General features: G+C 35.7%; 17 protein-coding genes and 1 other annotated feature. Of the genes, 16 read left to right on the top strand and 1 reads right to left on the bottom strand.

Features of this window, described 5'->3' with window-relative positions:
* The first annotated feature begins 39 nt into the window (after window positions 1-39).
* The 13 genes from rimP (at window position 40) to lepA (ending at window position 14,173) form a co-directional block, all read left to right on the top strand.
* A complete protein-coding gene (gene rimP, locus B8955_RS02225) occupies window positions 40-513 on the top strand; it encodes a ribosome maturation factor RimP (RefSeq protein ID WP_084098103.1) in 474 nt (157 codons plus the stop codon).
* Between the two features lie 14 nt (window positions 514-527).
* The gene (nusA, locus tag B8955_RS02230) at window positions 528-1,883 is read left to right on the top strand and encodes a transcription termination factor NusA (RefSeq protein WP_084098105.1); all 1,356 of its coding nucleotides are present in this window, start codon (window positions 528-530) and stop codon (window positions 1,881-1,883) included.
* An 11-nt stretch (window positions 1,884-1,894) separates the two neighbouring features.
* The gene (gene rnpM, locus B8955_RS02235; RefSeq protein WP_084098107.1) at window positions 1,895-2,191 is read left to right on the top strand and encodes an RNase P modulator RnpM; all 297 of its coding nucleotides are present in this window, start codon (window positions 1,895-1,897) and stop codon (window positions 2,189-2,191) included.
* A complete protein-coding gene (locus B8955_RS02240; RefSeq protein ID WP_084098109.1) occupies window positions 2,184-2,471 on the top strand; it encodes a L7Ae/L30e/S12e/Gadd45 family ribosomal protein in 288 nt (95 codons plus the stop codon). Before rnpM ends, B8955_RS02240 begins: the two co-directional genes overlap by 8 nt.
* Before the next feature lie 59 nt (window positions 2,472-2,530).
* Complete coding sequence (gene infB / locus B8955_RS02245) at window positions 2,531-4,660, top strand: translation initiation factor IF-2 (protein WP_084098111.1); 2,130 nt, start codon at window positions 2,531-2,533, stop codon at window positions 4,658-4,660.
* Window positions 4,661-4,670: 10 nt separating this feature from the next.
* Complete coding sequence (gene rbfA, locus B8955_RS02250) at window positions 4,671-5,024, top strand: 30S ribosome-binding factor RbfA (RefSeq protein ID WP_084098113.1); 354 nt, start codon at window positions 4,671-4,673, stop codon at window positions 5,022-5,024.
* Window positions 5,025-5,173: 149 nt separating this feature from the next.
* Entirely contained in the window at window positions 5,174-6,085 is a 912-nt protein-coding gene (gene truB / locus B8955_RS02255) for a tRNA pseudouridine(55) synthase TruB (RefSeq protein WP_084098509.1), read from the top strand.
* Window positions 6,086-6,102: 17 nt separating this feature from the next.
* A complete protein-coding gene (gene ribF, locus B8955_RS02260; protein WP_084098115.1) occupies window positions 6,103-7,059 on the top strand; it encodes a riboflavin biosynthesis protein RibF in 957 nt (318 codons plus the stop codon).
* Window positions 7,060-7,351: 292 nt separating this feature from the next.
* Window positions 7,352-8,401 carry a heat-inducible transcriptional repressor HrcA gene (hrcA, locus tag B8955_RS02265; RefSeq protein ID WP_084098117.1) on the top strand — a complete coding sequence of 350 codons (1,050 nt, stop codon included), beginning with the start codon at window positions 7,352-7,354 and terminating at the stop codon, window positions 8,399-8,401.
* A gap of 12 nt (window positions 8,402-8,413) precedes the next feature.
* Entirely contained in the window at window positions 8,414-8,992 is a 579-nt protein-coding gene (gene grpE, locus B8955_RS02270) for a nucleotide exchange factor GrpE (protein ID WP_327078270.1), read from the top strand.
* Between the two features lie 63 nt (window positions 8,993-9,055).
* On the top strand, window positions 9,056-10,894 hold the full coding sequence (gene dnaK / locus B8955_RS02275) for a molecular chaperone DnaK (RefSeq protein WP_084098119.1): 1,839 nt from the start codon (window positions 9,056-9,058) through the stop codon (window positions 10,892-10,894).
* Between the two features lie 151 nt (window positions 10,895-11,045).
* A complete protein-coding gene (gene dnaJ, locus B8955_RS02280; RefSeq protein ID WP_084098121.1) occupies window positions 11,046-12,200 on the top strand; it encodes a molecular chaperone DnaJ in 1,155 nt (384 codons plus the stop codon).
* A 146-nt stretch (window positions 12,201-12,346) separates the two neighbouring features.
* Window positions 12,347-14,173, top strand: a complete 1,827-nt coding sequence (lepA, locus tag B8955_RS02285) for a translation elongation factor 4 (protein ID WP_084098123.1) — start codon at window positions 12,347-12,349, stop codon at window positions 14,171-14,173.
* A 74-nt stretch (window positions 14,174-14,247) separates the two neighbouring features.
* Here the strand turns inward: lepA and B8955_RS02290 are convergent, their stop codons facing one another.
* Entirely contained in the window at window positions 14,248-15,186 is a 939-nt protein-coding gene (locus B8955_RS02290; protein WP_084098125.1) for an aldo/keto reductase, read from the bottom strand.
* 229 nt (window positions 15,187-15,415) lie between these two features.
* Window positions 15,416-15,646 (top strand) — a binding site (T-box leader).
* A gap of 52 nt (window positions 15,647-15,698) precedes the next feature.
* Between B8955_RS02290 and serS the strand changes: the two genes are divergently transcribed.
* The 3 genes from serS (at window position 15,699) to B8955_RS02305 (ending at window position 19,617) form a co-directional block, all read left to right on the top strand.
* Complete coding sequence (serS, locus tag B8955_RS02295) at window positions 15,699-17,003, top strand: serine--tRNA ligase (protein ID WP_084098127.1); 1,305 nt, start codon at window positions 15,699-15,701, stop codon at window positions 17,001-17,003.
* Between the two features lie 19 nt (window positions 17,004-17,022).
* Window positions 17,023-17,541, top strand: a complete 519-nt coding sequence (gene dcd, locus B8955_RS02300) for a dCTP deaminase (protein WP_084098129.1) — start codon at window positions 17,023-17,025, stop codon at window positions 17,539-17,541.
* A gap of 156 nt (window positions 17,542-17,697) precedes the next feature.
* Window positions 17,698-19,617, top strand: a complete 1,920-nt coding sequence (locus tag B8955_RS02305) for an ABC-F family ATP-binding cassette domain-containing protein (protein ID WP_084098131.1) — start codon at window positions 17,698-17,700, stop codon at window positions 19,615-19,617.
* Window positions 19,618-19,619: the final 2 nt, after the last annotated feature.

Below are 19,619 nucleotides of genomic sequence, written 5' to 3' on the forward strand. Positions count from 1 at the left end.
TCATGAATTAAGTATCTAAAGAATGAAATGGAGGATAATATGGCAAAAATAGTGGAGCAAATCAAGCCGTTAATCGAACCAACATTAACTGAATTAGGCTATACGCTTTATGACATTGAATATGTTAAAGAAGGAAAAGCTTGGTATTTACGGATATATATTGATAAACCAGGTGGCGTAACTTTGGAAGACTGTGTTTCAGCAAGTGAACACGTTTCTGAAGTCATTGATGAAACGGCTGATAGCATCATTAAAGGTGCCTATTATCTAGAAGTTTCCTCTCCTGGAGCTGAACGGCCATTAAAAACAGCTGCTGACGTTGAAGCGGCGATTGGTAAATGGGTATACGCATCATTTTATCAATCAATTGATGGTGAAAAAGACATTCAAGGTCGTTTACTCGAAGCGAATGATGATTACTACGTTATTGAGAAAAAAGTAAAAACGCGCCGTCAATCAGTAGAGATTCCAAAATCACAAGTTTCTTTAATTCGCTTAGCGATTGAGTTGTAGAAAGAGGGAAGATAATGAGTAAAGAATTACTAAATGCTTTAGATATTCTTCAAGAAGAAAAAGGGATTTCACCTGAAGTTGTGGTTGATGCTTTGGAAACAGCTTTGATTACAGCTTATAAACGAAATTATCAACAAGCACAAAATGTTGAAGTTGTCTTTGATGAGAAAAAAGGGAATTTTAAAATTTTTGCTATAAAAGAAGTTGTTGATATGGTTCTAGACTCACAATTAGAAGTATCACTTGAAGATGCCCATAAAATTAACCCAGCTTATGAAATTGGGGATACGATTAAATTTGAAGTGACACCGTCTGATTTTGGTCGGATTGCTGCTCAAACAGCAAAACAAGTGGTTATGCAACGAGTTCGTGAAGCAGAACGTAGCATTATTTATGAAGAGTTTATTGACTATGAAGATGATTTGTTATCAGGAGTTGTTGAACGTCAAGACCGCCGTTATGTTTACGTTAATTTAGGTAAAATTGAAGCGGTATTAACTCCTGAAGGACAAATTCCAGGTGAAACGTTCCAAGCTCATGACCGTATTCAAGTGTATATTGAACGAGTAGAAAATACGACGAAAGGCCCACAAATTTATGTCAGCCGCAGTCATCCTAATTTATTAAAACGATTATTTGAACAAGAAGTTCCAGAAATTTATGATGGTACGGTGGAAATTAAATCAATTGCTCGTGAGGCAGGAGATCGTTCAAAAGTAGCTGTCTATTCAAATGATCCAAATATTGACCCAGTAGGTACGTGTGTTGGTCCACGTGGTCAACGTGTTCAAGCTGTTGTCAATGAATTAAAAAATGAAAACATGGATATTATTGAGTGGAATGAAGACCCTGCTGTTTTCATTAGTAATGCATTGAACCCAGCTGAGGTACTTGATGTTCATTTTGTTCCAAATGAAAAATCATGCATCGTTGTTGTTCCTGACAATCATTTATCATTAGCAATTGGAAAACGAGGTCAAAATGCTCGTTTAGCAGCGAAACTAACCAATCACAAGATTGATATTAAATCGGAATCCGATTTTGCTGAGTATCAATTAACTGATGAGTATCAAGATCTTTTCTTCCCAGCTGAAGATTTAAAAGAAGAGTCAGCAGAAGATGCTGCAAATGTTGCGGAAGATGTTCCTGAAGAATCATTAGTAGATGTGGCAGATGAAGTTGAAGCCATTGAAGATGCAAGTGAAAACGAAGTAGAAGCAATGTTAGATAATGAAGATATTTCTGAAGGAAACTACGATCCTGAAGATGTCGAAGACGTCATTGATGAGTTTGATAATGATTCAGAACAATCATATGATGATTTAGTAGCTGCTTACGATAATCCAGACCTTGATAAGGATATCGACTAGGAGGGATTGGAATGAAACAGCGCAAAATTCCAATGCGTAAATGTGTCATTGCGAATGAGATGTTTCCTAAAAAGGAACTCGTTCGCATCGTCCGTACACCGGAAGGAAACGTCGAAATTGATCCAAGTGGTAAGCAAAACGGACGCGGTGCTTATATCTCTCTAAATCCAGAAATGGTTCAAAAAGCATGGGATAAGCACCTCTTAGATCGTCATTTAAATGTGACCATTAGTGATGAATTTTATGAAGAATTGAAAGCATATGTTGCTCACCAAAAGGCCCGCCAAGAGTTATTTGCTAATGAATAAAAAACTGAATTTATTGGGATTAGCTCAAGCTGCTGGTAAACTAGTCAGTGGAGAACCACAAGTATTAACAGCTATTAAACAAAAGCAAGCAAAGGTTGTATTGTTAGCAGCTGATTGTGGGGCAGCAACACAAAAGAAAATACGTAACAAATGTTCCTATTATGATATTCAACTAATTGAAAATTATACACAGTACGATTTAAGTCAAGCGTTAGGAAAGAAACGAACAGTCGTATGTTTAACAGATAAAGGATTTGCTCAAAGTTTTTTGAGTAAATAATGTGTGATACAGGAGCGAAAATCATATGAAACAATAGCACAATTAAGGATGGTGATGGCATGTCTAAAAAACGTGTCTACGAATTTGCAAAAGAAATCGATAAAACAAGTAAGGAAGTTTTAGACTTAGCTCAAGCTGCTGGGCTTGATTTTAGTAGTCATATGGCGACTATGAATGAAGCAGAAGAAAAACAATTGACAGATTATATGAGTGCTAAAAAAGAACAATCAGCACCTGATCAATCAGCAGAAAAAGAATCACAAAAAGAGACTAAAAAAGAAGCTAAGAAAAACAAACATAAAGGTAAAAATAAAAAAGCGGATAATAAACAAAAACCGCATAAAAAAGGGCATAAAGATAAAAAACATGAAAAAAATCATTCTCATGATCAAAAAGAGAATGACCAAAATTCTCAACCAAAACATAAACCAGCACCTGATAAAGTAGTTTATAAAGAGGGAATTACTGTTGCTGAATTAGCTAAAAAAATTCATAAAGAACCAGCTAAATTAGTTAAAGATTTATTTATGATGGGTGTACCTACAAATCAAAATCAATCATTAGGTTCAGATGAAGTTGAAATTATTTTAGCTGAATATGGTATTGAAGCTAAACAAGAAGTTGTCATTGACCCATCTGATTTTGAACATTACTTTGAAGATGCTAAAAATCAAACAGAACATTTAGAAAGTCGTCCACCAGTTGTGACGATTATGGGTCATGTTGACCATGGTAAAACAACCTTACTTGATTATTTGCGTCATGCAAATGTAACTGAAGGTGAAGCAGGTGGTATTACTCAACATATTGGAGCATATCAAGTAGCTTCTGATGATCGGTTAATCACGTTCCTAGATACACCTGGCCACGCAGCATTTACGACAATGCGGGCACGTGGGGCAGATGTTACAGATATTGTTGTTATTGTAGTAGCAGCCGATGATGGTGTCATGCCACAAACGGTGGAAGCTATTAACCATGCGAAAGCAGCTGAAGTCCCAATAATTGTCGCAGTTAATAAAATTGATAAACCAACGGCAAACCCACAAAAAGTTATGCAAGAATTATCCGAATATGGATTAATTTCTGAAGACTGGGGTGGAGATACCATCTTTGTCGAAATTTCTGCCAAATTTGGTCAAAACGTTGATGAATTATTAGAAATGATTCTATTAATTGCCGATGTTGAGGAATATAAAGCACAACCTAATCGTTTGGCATTAGGATCTGTGATTGAAGCACGTTTAGATTCTTCTAAAGGAGCCATTGCGACTTTACTTGTACAACACGGAACGCTAAAAACTGGCGATTCATTAGTAGTTGGTAATACTCACGGTCGTGTTCGGGTAATGTCAGATGATAGTGGTAAACGGATTAAATCTGCCGGGCCATCAACACCAGTCGAAATTACCGGATTACAAGAAAGTCCAGAAGCTGGAGATCGTTTTGTTGTCTTCGAAGATGAAAAAACAGCTCGTAGCATTGGTGAAGAGAGAGCATCTCGTGCGCAAGAAGAACGTCGTCAAATGACTCATCATGTTACTTTAGATAACTTATTTGAAACGTTACAAGAAGGACAACTAAAATCTGTAGCAGTTATTATTAAAGCAGATGTCCAAGGATCAGCTGAAGCCTTATCAGCAAGTTTACAAAAGATTGAAGTTGAAGGTGTCAAAATTGATATCGTTCATAGTGCCGTTGGAGCAATTAATGAAGCAGATATCTCGTTAGCACAAGCATCTGGCGCTATCATCGTTGGTTTTAATGTTCGTCCAACACCACAAGCTCGTGAACAAGCTGAAGCAGATGGCGTTGATATTCGTCTTCACAACGTTATTTATAACGTTATTGATGAAATTGAAACGGCAATGAAAGGTCTACTTGATCCTGAATATGTTGAAGAAGTGACTGGTACAGTACAAGTACGTGAAACCTATAAAGTTTCTAAAGTCGGAACTATTGGTGGTTCATACGTATTAGATGGCTATATCGAACGGAACAGTGGTGTTCGTGTCATTCGTGATAATATTGTTATTTACGAAGGACAATTAGCTTCATTGAAACGTTTTAAAGATGATGCCAAACGAGTTGACAAAGGCTATGAATGTGGTTTAATGATTGAAAATTACAATGATATTCAAGTAGATGATATTATTGAAGCCTTCCATATGGTAGAAGTAAAACAATAGGAGGTTTGTCATGGCAAAATTTAGAGCCGAACGCGTGGCACAAGAAATTTTACGTGATGTCAATGACATTCTACAACGTAAAGTGCGTGATCCGCGTGTTGAAGGAGTCACAATTACAGATGTTGATGTAACGGGTGACTTACAACAAGCAACGATATACTATACCGTCTTATCTGATAATGAATCAGATCGAAATGATGCGAAAACAGGTTTAGAAAAAGCAAAAGGCTTAATCCGTAGTGAAATTGGCAGTCGTTTGCAAATTTATAAAACACCTGAAATTTATTTTACTTACGACGAGTCAATTGCTTATGGTAACCGAATCGATGAATTAATTAATCAATTGCATCGCGAGGAAAAATAAGACAATTAAGAAAGAAGTTGAGTTTTTCTCAACTTCTTTTATTTTTGCCTTTCTACCGTGTTTGCGTAACGAAATATACGTGCGTCACGATTGAAAAAATGATATGCTAATAACGATTTACGAAAAAGTTAGGTGATAACATGCAAAATTTGGATGGCATTTTACCTTTGTGGAAGGAAAAAGGCTTAACTAGTCACGATTGTGTATTTAAAGCACGAAAAATCTTACATATGAAAAAAATAGGTCATACAGGGACTTTAGATCCTAATGTGGATGGTGTTCTTCCATTATGCCTTGGTAAAGGCACCAAATTAGTTGATTTAATAATGGATAAAACCAAAACATATGTGGGTGAAATTACGTTAGGATTTGCAACTGAGACGGAAGATTTAGATGGAAAAATCATTGATGAATTGGCTATTGATCAACCGATTCCATCAGAAGTCATTGATCAAAAAATGCAAGAATTCAAAGGAATAATTACTCAAATACCACCAATGTATTCAGCCGTAAAAGTAAATGGTAGACGATTGTATGAGTATGCGCGAGCAAATGAAACTGTTGAGAGACCGACACGGCAAGTTGAAATTCATCAATTTAAGCGAACCTCTTCTGTAGAGTATGACAATGAAAAGCATGTCCAACGATTTAAATTTGAAGTGGTTTGTGGAAAAGGAACTTATATCCGCACACTTGCTTCAAATTTAGGTGAATCATTAGGTGTTCCAGCAACAATGATCAAATTAACCCGAACAGGAAGTTCACCATTTAGTAAGAATGAATGCTTGACATTGGCAGAAGTTAAACAAGCCGTTACAGATGGTTCAATTAACCAATATGTATGGTCAATTGATCGTGTATTAAATCAATATCCGACTTGGGAAGTGCCAGCTCATTTAATAAAATTAATTAGAAATGGTGCCGTAATTGATAAAGACCAATTACCTAAGGACTTAAGTGATGAGCCAATCGTAGCAGCTCAAATTGATAACCAAATTATCGGTTTATATGGGCCACATCCAACGAAAGAAAATAAAGTTAAGCCTAAGAAAATGTTTTAATCGAGAAGGGACGACAGATGGAAGTTAGACAATTACATCATCCAATTGACACACAAGATATTTATCAAGGTCCGATAGTATTAGCCCTGGGTTTTTTTGATGGTGTGCATAAGGGGCATCAAGCAGTTTTACAAACAGCTAAACGTGAAGCATCAAAACGTGGACTTCCGTTAGCTGCTATGACATTTAATATTTCACCTAAATTTATGTTTCAAGAATGGCACCCAAAAGAGCTACAGTATTTGACAGATTTATCTGAAAAAGAAGAGTTGATGGCATATTATGGGGTAGATATTCTTTATGTTGTTCAATTAACAAGTGCTTTTGCTAAATTAGCCCCGCAATTATTTGTTGATCAATATTTGGTTGGATTACAAGCTCAAACAGTAGTCGCCGGTTTTGATTATACATATGGCCCTAAAGATACAGCAAATATGACATTATTGAACGACTATGCTAGAGATCGCTTTCGAATTATCGAAGTTCCTAAAGTAGCTATGGAAGGGCACAAAGTGGGAACAACACAAATTAGAGAAGCCTTAATTGGGAAAGGCGATGTCACATTTGCTAATGATCAATTAGGCTATCCATATTTCTTAATGGGATTAGTTATTCACGGTGAAAAAAGAGGACGAGAACTTGGTTATCCCACTGCCAATTTGCTAATCGATGATTCACATGTGATGCCAAAAGTTGGGGTATATGTGGTGGAATGTTTAATCAACGAGGAGCTTTATCCAGGCATGGCATCGATAGGATATAATATTACTTTTGGTGATAATCGTGAAAAGACAGTAGAAATTCATCTCTTGGATTATAGCTTAGATATATATGGCGAAACAGTGAAGGTCTATTGGCATAAACGATTACGAGGTGAAGAGAAATTTTCTTCAAAAGAAGCACTCATTGAACAAATGCAACAGGATGAAATTGACACCCGAGCATTTTTCGAAAATTATTATCCTTATCAATAAAAAACACTAATAAGGAGATTGAAGGAAACTTCAATCTTTTTATTTTGTCTTGAAAAAGTAGAAAATCATTCTTCTATTCGCAAAATAAATTTAGATATTTGATGATATATTTCACAAAAGAGCCTCAATAATAGCAAACAAAGACTGTCATATCAGCGTTTTTACTGCTTATTTATAAAAGTAAAATAAGGTCAAAAAATACTTTGACTATTGTTGACTTAAGTATCAGACCATGATATTATAATGGTGTTAGCAGTCGAGCTGTTCAAGTGCTAAAAGTGAGGTGATACAAATGTTGACTGACCGACAGATGTTAATCCTTCAAGCAATTATTGATCACTATACGACTTATGAAGAACCTGTGGGATCGAAAACTTTGGCTAAGATGCCAACGATTGAAGCAAGTTCGGCAACAGTACGGAATGAAATGGCTAGATTAGAAGCGTTGGATTTAATTAGTAAGACGCATTCATCATCCGGTCGTATTCCGGTTGAAGCTGGTTATCGGTATTATATTAATCATATTATGCCGAAATATGGTGGTTTAATTGATTCAGGTTTAACAGATACTGAACAAGAAATGGTTCATGAAATTTTTAGTGATCCATATGCTGAATTGGAAGACATCATCACGAAGTCGGCGGAAACATTAGCGCTGTTATCACAAAACGTGGTGATGGCTTTAGGACCGGAAGCTTTGACCCAACGATTAGCTGGTTTTAAAATTGTTCAGCTAACCAGAGATCGCGGGATGGCAATTTTAATTACCCATCTCGGTAGAGTAGAGGATTTCGTATTTACGATTCCTAAGCAAGTCTCATGGGATACGCTCGAAGAGTTAGTGAATGTCATTAATGCGGAAATGCTTCAATTACCGCTTTCTACTGTCATTCAACGATTGCAAACAGAAACAATTGATATTATGAACTTGGATAAACATCCAAATAATCGCTCCTTAGTTAACCATTTAGTTAAAAAAATTGATGGTGAGCGGCTAGTTATCAGTGGTAGACAATTACTCTACCAACAACTAAGTTCAAGCGAGGACTTCAAAGAAATTCACTCTTTGAATGAAGTTCTGAATAATCATCAATTATTAATTGACTTAATGAGTGAGCGAAATAAAGGTATTCAAGTGCGTATCGGTAAGGAACTAGAACAACCTAAACTTGAAAATATGAGTTTAATGACTGCTAATATTGGAACAGATCAAAACGATCATGACTTAATATTTGCGGTTTTAGGACCTGAAAATATGCCGTATCTGAAAATGGTTCAGTTAGTACATGGTATTCGTTCTGAATTGAATCGATTTTTAGATGATTACCAATCAAAATTATAGGAGGGTTTGCTGGTGGATAAAGAAAATCAAGAACCAACAACAGAAGAACAAAAGACAGAGAAAGAGGAAAAAACAACAGAAAATGTTGAATCCACTCAAGAAACTGTTGAAAATTCAGAAGAAAATAAAAAAGAGGATGCCTCAGAGGTTAAACAATTAAAAAATGAATTAGCAGAAAAAGATGATCAAATTGTTCGTTTATCTGCCGAAATTCAAAATATGCGTCGCCGTTTTCAAAATGAACGACAAGATTTAGCTAAATACCGTTCTCAATCACTAGCAAACGACATTTTACCAGTGTTAGATAATCTTGAACGGGCATTAGCTATTGAAGTAGAAGGCGATGCTAGTGAAAACTTGAAAAAAGGTGTTGAAATGGTTCAATCTAGCCTAATTCAAGCGTTAGCTTCTGAGGGAATTGAAGAAGTGAATCCGTTAGGTGAAATCTTCGATCCAAACTTCCACCAATCTGTATCATCAGTACCAAAATCTGATGATCAAGAAGATGAAGAAATTGTGGAAGTTTATCAAAAAGGTTATATGATTAAAGATCGAGTATTACGCCCAGCAATGGTTATTATTGCTCAATAATCACAAAATTTTAAGAAAATTCATTTTTAACATAAACTATTAATTGAAAGGATGTTTTAAGTTATGGCTAAAATTATCGGTATTGACTTAGGTACAACAAACTCTGCTGTTTCTGTATTAGAAGGTGGAGAAGCAAAAATTATTCCAAACCCAGAAGGTAACCGTACAACACCATCTGTTGTGTCATTCAAAAATGGTGAACGTCAAGTTGGGGAAGTTGCAAAACGTTCAATGGTAACTAACCCTAATACCATTGCATCAATTAAACGTCATATGGGTGAAGATGGATATAAAGTAGATATTGAAGGTAAATCTTATACACCTCAAGAAGTTTCTGCTATGATTTTACAACACTTAAAATCATATGCTGAAGATTACTTAGGTGATAAAGTGACAAATGCAGTTATTACAGTTCCAGCTTATTTCAACGACGCAGAACGTCAAGCAACAAAAGACGCTGGTAAAATTGCTGGTCTAGATGTTGACCGTATTGTTAACGAACCAACTGCAGCTGCTTTAGCTTATGGTTTAGATAATACAGATGCTGAAGAAAATGTCTTAGTATTTGACCTTGGTGGTGGTACATTTGACGTTTCAATCCTAGAATTAGGTGACGGTGTCTTCGACGTATTATCAACTGCTGGTGATAACAAACTTGGTGGGGACGACTTTGACAATAAAATCGTTGACTACTTAGTATCAGAATTTAAACAAGAAAACGGTATTGACTTATCACAAGATAAAATGGCATTACAACGTCTTAAAGACGCTGCTGAAAAAGCGAAAAAAGACTTATCTGGAGTTACTTCAACTCAAATTAGCTTACCGTTCATTACAGCTGGCGAAAATGGTCCATTACACTTAGAAACAACATTAACTCGTGCTAAATTTGAAGAGTTAACTGATGACTTAATTCAAAGAACGAAAAAACCTGTTCAACAAGCATTATCTGATGCTGGTCTAAACAAATCAGATATTGATGAAGTTATTTTAGTTGGTGGATCAACTCGTATTCCAGCCGTAGTTGATTTAGTTAAAAGCGAAACAGGTAAAGACCCTAACCGTTCTGTAAACCCTGACGAAGTGGTTGCTATGGGTGCAGCTATTCAAGGCGGTGTTATTTCAGGTGATGTTAAAGACGTTGTATTACTTGACGTAACACCATTAACATTAGGTATTGAAACAATGGGTGGCGTATCTACACCATTGATTGAACGTAATACGACTATCCCAACTTCTAAATCACAAGTATTCTCAACTGCTGCTGATAATCAACCAGCTGTTGATATCCATGTGTTACAAGGTGAACGTTCAATGGCCGCTGATAACAAAACATTAGGTCGTTTCCAATTAACTGATATTCCTGCTGCTCCACGTGGTGTTCCTCAAATCGAAGTTTCATTTGATATCGATAAAAACGGTATTGTTAATGTTAAAGCAAAAGATTTAGGTACAGGTAAAGAACAAGCAATTACTATCCAATCTAACTCTGGTTTATCAGATGACGAAATTGATCGTATGATGAAAGATGCTGAAGCAAACGCTGAAGAAGATAAAAAACGTAAAGAAGAAGCTGATTTACGTAATGAAGTTGAACAACTTATCTTCCAAGTTGAAAAAACAACGAAAGAATTAGATGGAAAAGTTGATCAAGCAGAACTTGACAAAGCAAACAACTTGAAAGATGAATTGAAACAAGCTCAAGAAGATAATGACCTTGACAAAATGAAAGATAAAAAAGAAGAATTGAGTCAAGTTGTTCAAGAATTATCTGTTAAATTATACGAACAAGCACAACAAGAACAAGCCAATGCTGAAGGCGATTCATCAAATGATAATACTTCAGATGACGATGATGTTGTTGATGCAGACTTTGAAGAAATGGATGACGACGACAAATAAGATAGACTGAAACGTCATATCAATCGTCTGAAATAGACAATTAGTTGGCGGTTGGTCCTTATCAAAAGCTAGTGATTTCAAGGATGATCTACTTTGGTAAGGCCAACTGCTTACTTTTTATGTGAATTTAAACTAAAGAAGGGAGCTTGTTATGGCAGATAAAAATCCTTATGACGTACTAGGTGTCTCTAAAGATGCCAGTCAAGCTGAGATTAAAAAAGCCTATCGTAAATTATCTAAAAAATACCATCCTGATTTAAACGATAGTGATGATGCAGAACAAAAATTTAAAGAAATTTCTGATGCTTATGAAATTTTAGGTGACGAACAAAAACGGAAACAGTACGACCAATTTGGATCAACAGGTGGTGCTGGTGGCTTTGGTGGCTTCGGTAATGGCGGTGGCCAGTATCAACAATATTCTGGTGGCTTCGAAGACATTTTTGATACCTTCTTTGGTGGGGGTAGTGGCTTCGGTGGCTTTGGCCAACAACGCCGTCGCGATCCGAATGCGCCTCGTCCTGGTGATGATTTACAATATACAATGGATTTAAACTTTGAAGAAGCTATTTTTGGTAAAACAGAGCATATTAGTTTCAGAAGAGAACAAGATTGTCATTACTGTCATGGGACAGGAGCAAAACCAGGAACTTCACCAAAAACATGTTCTACTTGTGGAGGACGTGGAGTGGTTAATCAAACACGTAATACACCTTTAGGTCGTATGAGTACGCAAACAACGTGTCCAGATTGTAATGGATCAGGTGAAGTGATCGAAGACGAATGTACGCATTGTCATGGAAAAGGACGCGAAGCTGTAAATCATAAAGTAAAAGTGAAAGTGCCAGCTGGTGTAGAAGATGGTCAATCAATACGCCTTTCTGGTCAAGGTAATGAAGGCTATAATAATGGTCCTGCAGGTGATTTATATGTTGTTTTCCGCGTAAAAAGTAGTGACATGTTTAAACGTAAAGGATCAGAAATTTACTTTACGTTGCCAATAAACTTTGCTCAAGCCGCATTAGGTGATGAGGTAGAAGTGCCAACCGTTCATGGTAAAGTTAGTATGAAAGTTCCTGCCGGGACTCAAACAGGTGAAACTTTTCGATTGAAAGGAAAAGGAGCACCTAAATTGAATGGTTCTTCTAATGGTGATCAACGAGTCACAGTAAAAGTTATGACACCTAAAAATCTAAATGATGGACAACGAAAAGCGCTTCGCCAATTTGCTGAAGCAACAGGTGATAATGTGACTGAAGAGGAACGCAACTTTTTTGATAAATTAAAACGTGCATTTAAAGACTGACTAGATGAAATTAAAAATTATTAAGAGATTAGGAGACTTTCCTAGTCTCTTTTTTTATAGATAGTAAGAGACATTGGTTAGAGAATTGTTATTATCTCAAGGCTTTGCTATAATGAGGTCTGTTAAACAAGAAGGAGCTTATATCTATGAATATCGAAGAAATGAAACAACGACAAGAAAGAATTAGAAATTTTTCGATTGTGGCACATATTGACCACGGGAAATCGACACTTGCCGATCGTATTTTACAAAATACGGGAACCGTATCTGAACGGGAAATGCGTGATCAAATGCTTGACTCCATGGATTTAGAGCAAGAACGCGGAATTACAATTAAATTAAACGCTATTGAATTGGAATATACTGCCAAAGATGGCGAACGTTACATCTTCCATTTAATAGATACCCCAGGGCACGTCGACTTTTCTTATGAAGTCTCACGTTCGCTAGCTGCCTGTGAAGGGGCTGTATTAGTAGTAGATGCTGCGCAAGGGATTGAAGCACAAACGTTAGCTAATGTGTACTTAGCTTTAGAGAATGATTTAGAAATTTTACCAGTCATAAACAAAATTGATTTACCGGCTGCTAATCCAGAAGCGGTTCAGGAAGAAATTGAAGATGTCATTGGTATCGAAGCTGATGATGCCGTGTTAGCAAGTGCAAAAGCTAATATTGGGATTGATGATTTATTAGAACAAATTGTTGAAAAAGTTCCAGCTCCAACAGGTGACTTAGAAGGTCCTGTACAAGCTTTAATTTTTGACTCAGTTTATGATCCTTATCGTGGAGTCGTCTTAAGTATTCGAGTACAAAATGGTGTCATCCATCCAGGGGACACTATCCAAATTATGAGTAATGGAAAGACATATGAAGTAGTTGAATTGGGAATTATGTCACCAAAACCGATTCCTAGAGATTACTTAATGGCTGGGGATGTTGGTTATGTGACAGCAAGTATAAAAGATATCCAAGATACTCGTGTGGGGGATACGATTACTTTAGCTGATAATCCGGCCACTGAACCATTGGAACAATATCGACAAATGAATCCAATGGTGTATTGTGGGATTTATCCTGTAGACTCTTCTGATTACGGTGATTTAAGAGATGCTTTAGAAAAATTACAATTGAATGATGCCAGTTTGGAGTTTGAAGCAGAAACGTCACAAGCATTAGGATTTGGCTATCGCTGTGGGTTCTTAGGATTACTACACATGGATGTGATTCAAGAACGTTTGGAACGTGAATTTAATTTGAATTTAATTGCAACCTCACCATCCGTAATTTATCATGTTCAAAAAACAGATGGTTCCTGGGTAGAAGTCGATAATCCTTCTGAAATGCCGGATAATACGAATATCGAATCAGTAGAGGAACCATATGTTAAGGCTGAAATTATGGTACCTCAAGAATTTGTTGGTGCAGTTATGGAATTATCACAGAAAAAAAGAGGTAATTTCGTTACGATGCAATATTTGGATGATATTCGTGTCAATGTGATTTATGAAATTCCATTATCTGAAATCGTCTTTGATTTCTTTGATCAATTGAAATCCCATACTAAAGGATATGCATCATTAGATTATGAAATTATTGGTTATCGCCCATCAAATCTAGTGAAGTTAGATATTTTATTAAATAATGAAGTCGTGGATGCTTTAAGTATTATTGTTCATCGTGATTTTGCGTATGACCGTGGAAAAAATCTGGTTCGTAAATTAAAAGAAGTCATTCCGCGTCAACAATTTGAAGTTCCTATCCAAGCTGCTATTGGACAAAAGATTATTGCACGAACAAATATCAAGTCCTTACGAAAAGATGTCACAGCTAAACTGTATGGTGGAGATGTTACTCGTCGACAAAAACTTCTAAATAAACAAAAAGAAGGTAAAAAACGAATGAAAGCAGTAGGATCTGTCGAAGTTCCTCAAGAAGCTTTTATGGCCATTCTCGATATGGACGAAGATAATTAATCATTTAATTAATACAAAAAACTTGGAGATTAGTATCATGCTAACCTCCAAGTTTTTTTAATAGTGTCAATGTTTTATGGTAATGGATATCCAGCTGATAAATAAAGATCATACCATTCTTGATTCGTTAAATTCACTGTCAATGCTTTAGCTGTATCTTTTAGATGGTCTGGAGACATTGTACCAGTGATGACTTGAATATGTGCAGGATGTTTAAGAATCCATGCGGCAGCAATCGCATTTTTCCCCACTTGATATTTATTTGCTAATTCAGCTAGTTTTTCATTAACTTCTGGGAAATCAGGATGGTCAATAAAGCTACCTGAAATTAAACCATATTGAAATGGAGACCAAGCTTGGATGCGAATTTGTTGTTGCTGACAATATGCTAATAGTCCACTATTACCAGTAGCGTTTTGACCTTCTGGATAATCAGTGTTAACCGTCACTTCTTGAGCAACCATATCCGCATGCATTAATCCAAACTGTAATTGATTATATTGCAAGGGTTCAATGGTACCAGCTTGTAAAAGGGCAATTTGATTTTGACCAAAGTTTGAAACGCCAAAACTGTTTACTTTACCATCATGACGTAAATGGAAGAAGGCTTCGGCAATTTCATCCACTTGCATTAAAGGATCCGGACGATGTAGAAGAAATGCATCTAAATAATCTATTCTCAAACGTTTAAGTGTTCCTTCAACAGATTCGATGATGTGATCTTTACTGAAATCATAGCGGGGGCCGCCCATTTTTTTTGTAATGATGCCACCTTTACTTTGAATAAATAAATCTTCACGATTTAAAGACGACTGTTTTAAAGATTGACCAAAAGTTTTATCTGATTCACCTTCGCCATAAATATCAGCCGAGTCAAACATCGTAATCCCATTATCAACTGCCGTTTCAATAATGTTTTGAGCATCTCCCACACTTTTTTCATGCATACGCATAATTCCTAAAATAAGAGGCGATTGCTTTTTAGCACTTTCTGAAATTTTTTCTTGATTCATAAAATCATCCTTTTTCTCTTTACTAATATTAAATCTGAAAACGGTTAAAAAAGCAATGATAATTATTTGATACGTTAATATTTTAATCTGATTGGGTACCTATAATAAAAATATAAAGTAGTAAAAGACTGTTATAATAGCTTTTAGAGTAATAATTAAAAAATAATATCATTTATTTTTAAAATAACCTTTGACTTTTATAAGAAAACTATTACAATATAGTTAATAGATAAAAGCTTAGTCATGAGCAGTAACAAAGCCTTTTAGTTCAGAGAGCTTATGGATGGTGAGAATAAGCCTAAGAGATTGTGAATCCGCATAACTAGCTGACTCTGTAAGCCAATATTGGTGAAGGAGCTCCGGTATCAGCCGTTAACTATGAGTGTAAGTCAATGACTATGACTTAAATTAGGGTGGTACCGCGGATAATTATGTTTGTAATAACCATTTCGTCCCTTCCAAGGAATTGGAAGCGATGAAATGGTTTTTTTGTATTTTAGGAGGAAGAAATTATGATAGATATTAAAGAAATTCGTCAAAATTTTGATCAACTCGTTGAAAAATTAGCAGTTCGTGGCGTTGATAAAGCTGAAATCGAAGAAGTGAAAGCAAATGATGAAAAACGTCGTGAATTGATTGCACAAACAGAACAATTAAAAAATGAACGTAATGAAGTATCAAAAGAAATTGCTAATTTAAAACGAGAAAAAGCTAATGCTGATGATAAGATTGCGCAAATGAAAGAAGTCGGTAATCAAATTACTGAGTTGGACAATCAAATTCGAGAATTAGATGAAAAAGTGGAATATACAATGGCACGTATTCCAAACATTGCTCATGAATCTGTTCCTGTTGGTGAAGACGAGGATGAAAACGTTGAAGTTCGTCGTTGGGGACAACCTAAAGAATTTGATTTTACACCAAAAGCTCACTACGAAATTGGGAAAGAGTTAGGTATTTTAGACTTTGAACGTGGAGCAAAAGTTTCTGGTACACGTTTCTTGTATTATAAAGGTCTTGGTGCTCGTTTAGAACGTGCAGTATTTAACTTTATGTTAGATGAACATCAAAAAGAAGGTTACCAAGAATTACTTACACCATATCTTGTAAATGACAAAACAATGTATGGTACTGGTCAATATCCTAAATTTAAAGAAGATGTCTTTAAAATGGATGATGAAGAACGTGATTTAACATTAATTCCAACAGCTGAAGTACCACTAACTAACTTCTATGCTAATGAAATTATTCCTGGTGAACAATTACCAATTTATTTCACTGCATTTTCACCATGTTTCCGTTCAGAAGCGGGTTCAGCTGGACGTGACACACGTGGATTGATTCGTTTACATCAATTCCATAAAGTTGAAATGGTTAAATTTGCAATGCCAGAAAATTCTTACGATGAATTAGAAAAAATGACAGACAATGCTGAAAACATTTTACGTAAATTAGATTTACCTCACCGTGTCATTACTTTATGTACAGGAGATATGGGATTCTCAGCTGCGAAAACTTACGACGTTGAAGTATGGATTCCAGCGCAAGATACTTATCGTGAAATCTCTTCTTGCTCAAACTGTGTTGATTTCCAAGCTCGTCGTGCTAAAATCCGTTTCCGTAATGCAGATGGTAAACCAGAATTAGTTCATACTTTAAATGGTTCAGGTTTAGCGGTTGGCCGTACTGTAGCAGCTATCTTAGAAAACTATCAAACAGCTGATGGAACAGTAAAAATCCCTGAACCGCTTGTTCCATACATGGGTGGTATCACTGAAATTACTAAAGACAATGCGACAGGAACTAAAATGCCTTAATTGGTATAAGGTATAAATAATGATATTATCAGGAAAACGGATTACTGAATTACAAGGAGATGGGATTGAAATTGAGCCCTTTAATCCTAAGCAAGTGAATCCGAATAGTTATAATCTAACTTTAAGTGATGAATTAGTTGTCTATGAAGATAAAGTCTTAGACATGAAAAAAGAGCCAACAGTTAAACACATTCATATTCCTGAAGAAGGTTATGTTCTAGAACCAGGAAAATTATATTTGGCACGTACGCAGGAATATACGCGAACGAGTCGGTTTGTTCCTATGCTTGAAGGCCGTTCTTCGGTTGGACGCTTAGGATTATATATCCATGTAACAGCAGGATTTGGTGATGTTGGATTTAACGGTTATTGGACATTGGAAATGCATTGTTTGCAACCAATTCGTATATATAGTGGTGTAGAGATTTGTCAAATTTATTATCATACGATTGACGGCGAATTTGATACTTATTCATCTGGAAAATACGCCAATAACAATGGTATTCAAGGAAGTCAATTGTATAAAGATTTTCTCTAATAGTTAACTAAAAAAGATTAAACATTCAAAAGAAAGGCTGGGATTTCCCAGCCTTTTTTACTCACTCTAAAATCTTTTAAAGACCAGTGTCGTTTATTTTATCCAAGGTCTTTGTATGCTAAAATAAGCATAACTATAGAAATGTGAGGCGTTTAAATGAGAGATTACAAAGCAATAGCATGGAATAAGACATTTGGAATCAAACAGCTTTTAGCTGATGTATCTTTTTTAATTCGTGAAGGTGAGCACATTGGTTTAATTGGAACGAATGGTTCAGGGAAAAGTACATTGTTAGAAATTATTTCAGGTAAAGATACGTTTGATTCAGGAAAGGTAGAAATGCCTCGTGATTTCTCAATAGGCTATGTGCCACAAGAAGCAGATTTAGATCCTAACCAAACGATATTTGAAGCTATCTATGAAAGCGATAGTCCTTTGGTGAAACTGGTAGGAGAATATGAACAAGCGATACTTGACTTAAATCTTAACCCAGAATCAGAAGCAGCTATTAAACGATATCAAGATTTGGAAACAGATATGAATCAACGAGATGGTTGGACTTTAGATACTAAAATTCGAACCATTTTATCTAAATTAGGAATTACTGATGTCATGCAGCCTATTCATGAATTAAGTGGGGGACAACGTAAGCGAATTAATTTAGCAAAAGTATTAATTGATGATCCTGATTTATTATTAATGGATGAACCTACGAACCATTTGGATTTTGATATGGTGGAATGGTTACAAAATTATATTAAAAATTATAAAAAATCAGTTTTAGCTGTAACCCACGATCGCTATTTCTTAGATCAAATTGCGGATCGCATATTAGCGTTAAATCGGGGAGATATGCGGGAATATGAAGGGAACTATCAAGCATATTTGGAAAAACGAGCGCATGAAGAAGAAATTGCTGCTGCGACTCAGGAAAAACAAAAAAAACTTTATAAAAGCGAGTTAGCTTGGATGCGTAAAGGAGCTAAAGCTCGTACGACTAAACAACAAGCACGCATTAATCGTTTTGAAGACTTAAAAGCAGATGTTAATCAGCCTAAAGCGAAAAATAATAATGTAACGTTAGATTTTGAACAACAACGACTAGGGAAAAAAGTCATTACTTTAGATCACGTTTCAGTTGGCTATGATAACAATACCTTAGTGAAAGATATCAATTTACTCATTCAAAATGATGAACGAATGGGGATTATTGGAGATAATGGCGCTGGAAAAACGACGCTTCTTAATACTATGGCAGGATTATTACCCCCTAAAGCAGGAACTGTAGAATTAGGTGAAACCGTACGAATTGCTTATTTCCGTCAAATACCAGCAGATTTACCTGAAGACAAGCGAATGATTTCCTTTATCCAAGAAGTCGCGCAAGAGTATGAATATACGGATGGTCGAAAAATGAGTGCTTCTCAAATGCTTGAACAATTTCTATTTCCTCGTGAAACTCATGGGATGTTAATTGAACAACTATCAGGAGGAGAAAAGAAACGTCTTTATTTACTTAAGCTATTAATGGAACGTCCTAATGTTCTCTTTTTAGATGAACCAACAAATGATTTAGATATTGATACGTTAACAGTTTTAGAAGATTATTTAGAAACTTTCCCTGGGGCGGTTATTACAGTTAGCCATGACCGTTATTTTTTAAATAAAGTGGTAGATAGATTATTAATTTTAACTAAATCTAAGCACGAAGCGAGATTATTTTATGGCAATTATAGTCACTATCGCGAAGCAATTGATAATAAGCCGTCCGAACATTCAAATAAAACCAATCATAAAACAAAGAATAAAGAAAGTGTAACTCAATCTAAACCTAAAGATGAGAACAAAACGAATGATAAAAAACGGATGACCTATGCTGAGAAAAAGGATTGGGAGACTATTGAGGATGAAATTGATCAGTTAGAAATGGCGATTGCCGAAATTGATAACGAAATGTCAGAAAATGGTAACGATTTCAGCAAATTAAGTGAGTTGCAAAAAGAAAAAGAAAGCAAAGAGCATGATTTGCTGCAAAAAATGGAATATTGGGAATACTTATCTGAATTGTCTCTATAGGA

The sequence above is a fragment of the Aerococcus suis genome (assembly GCF_900176325.1).
GTDB classification, from domain to species: Bacteria; Bacillota; Bacilli; order Lactobacillales; family Aerococcaceae; genus Aerococcus; species Aerococcus suis.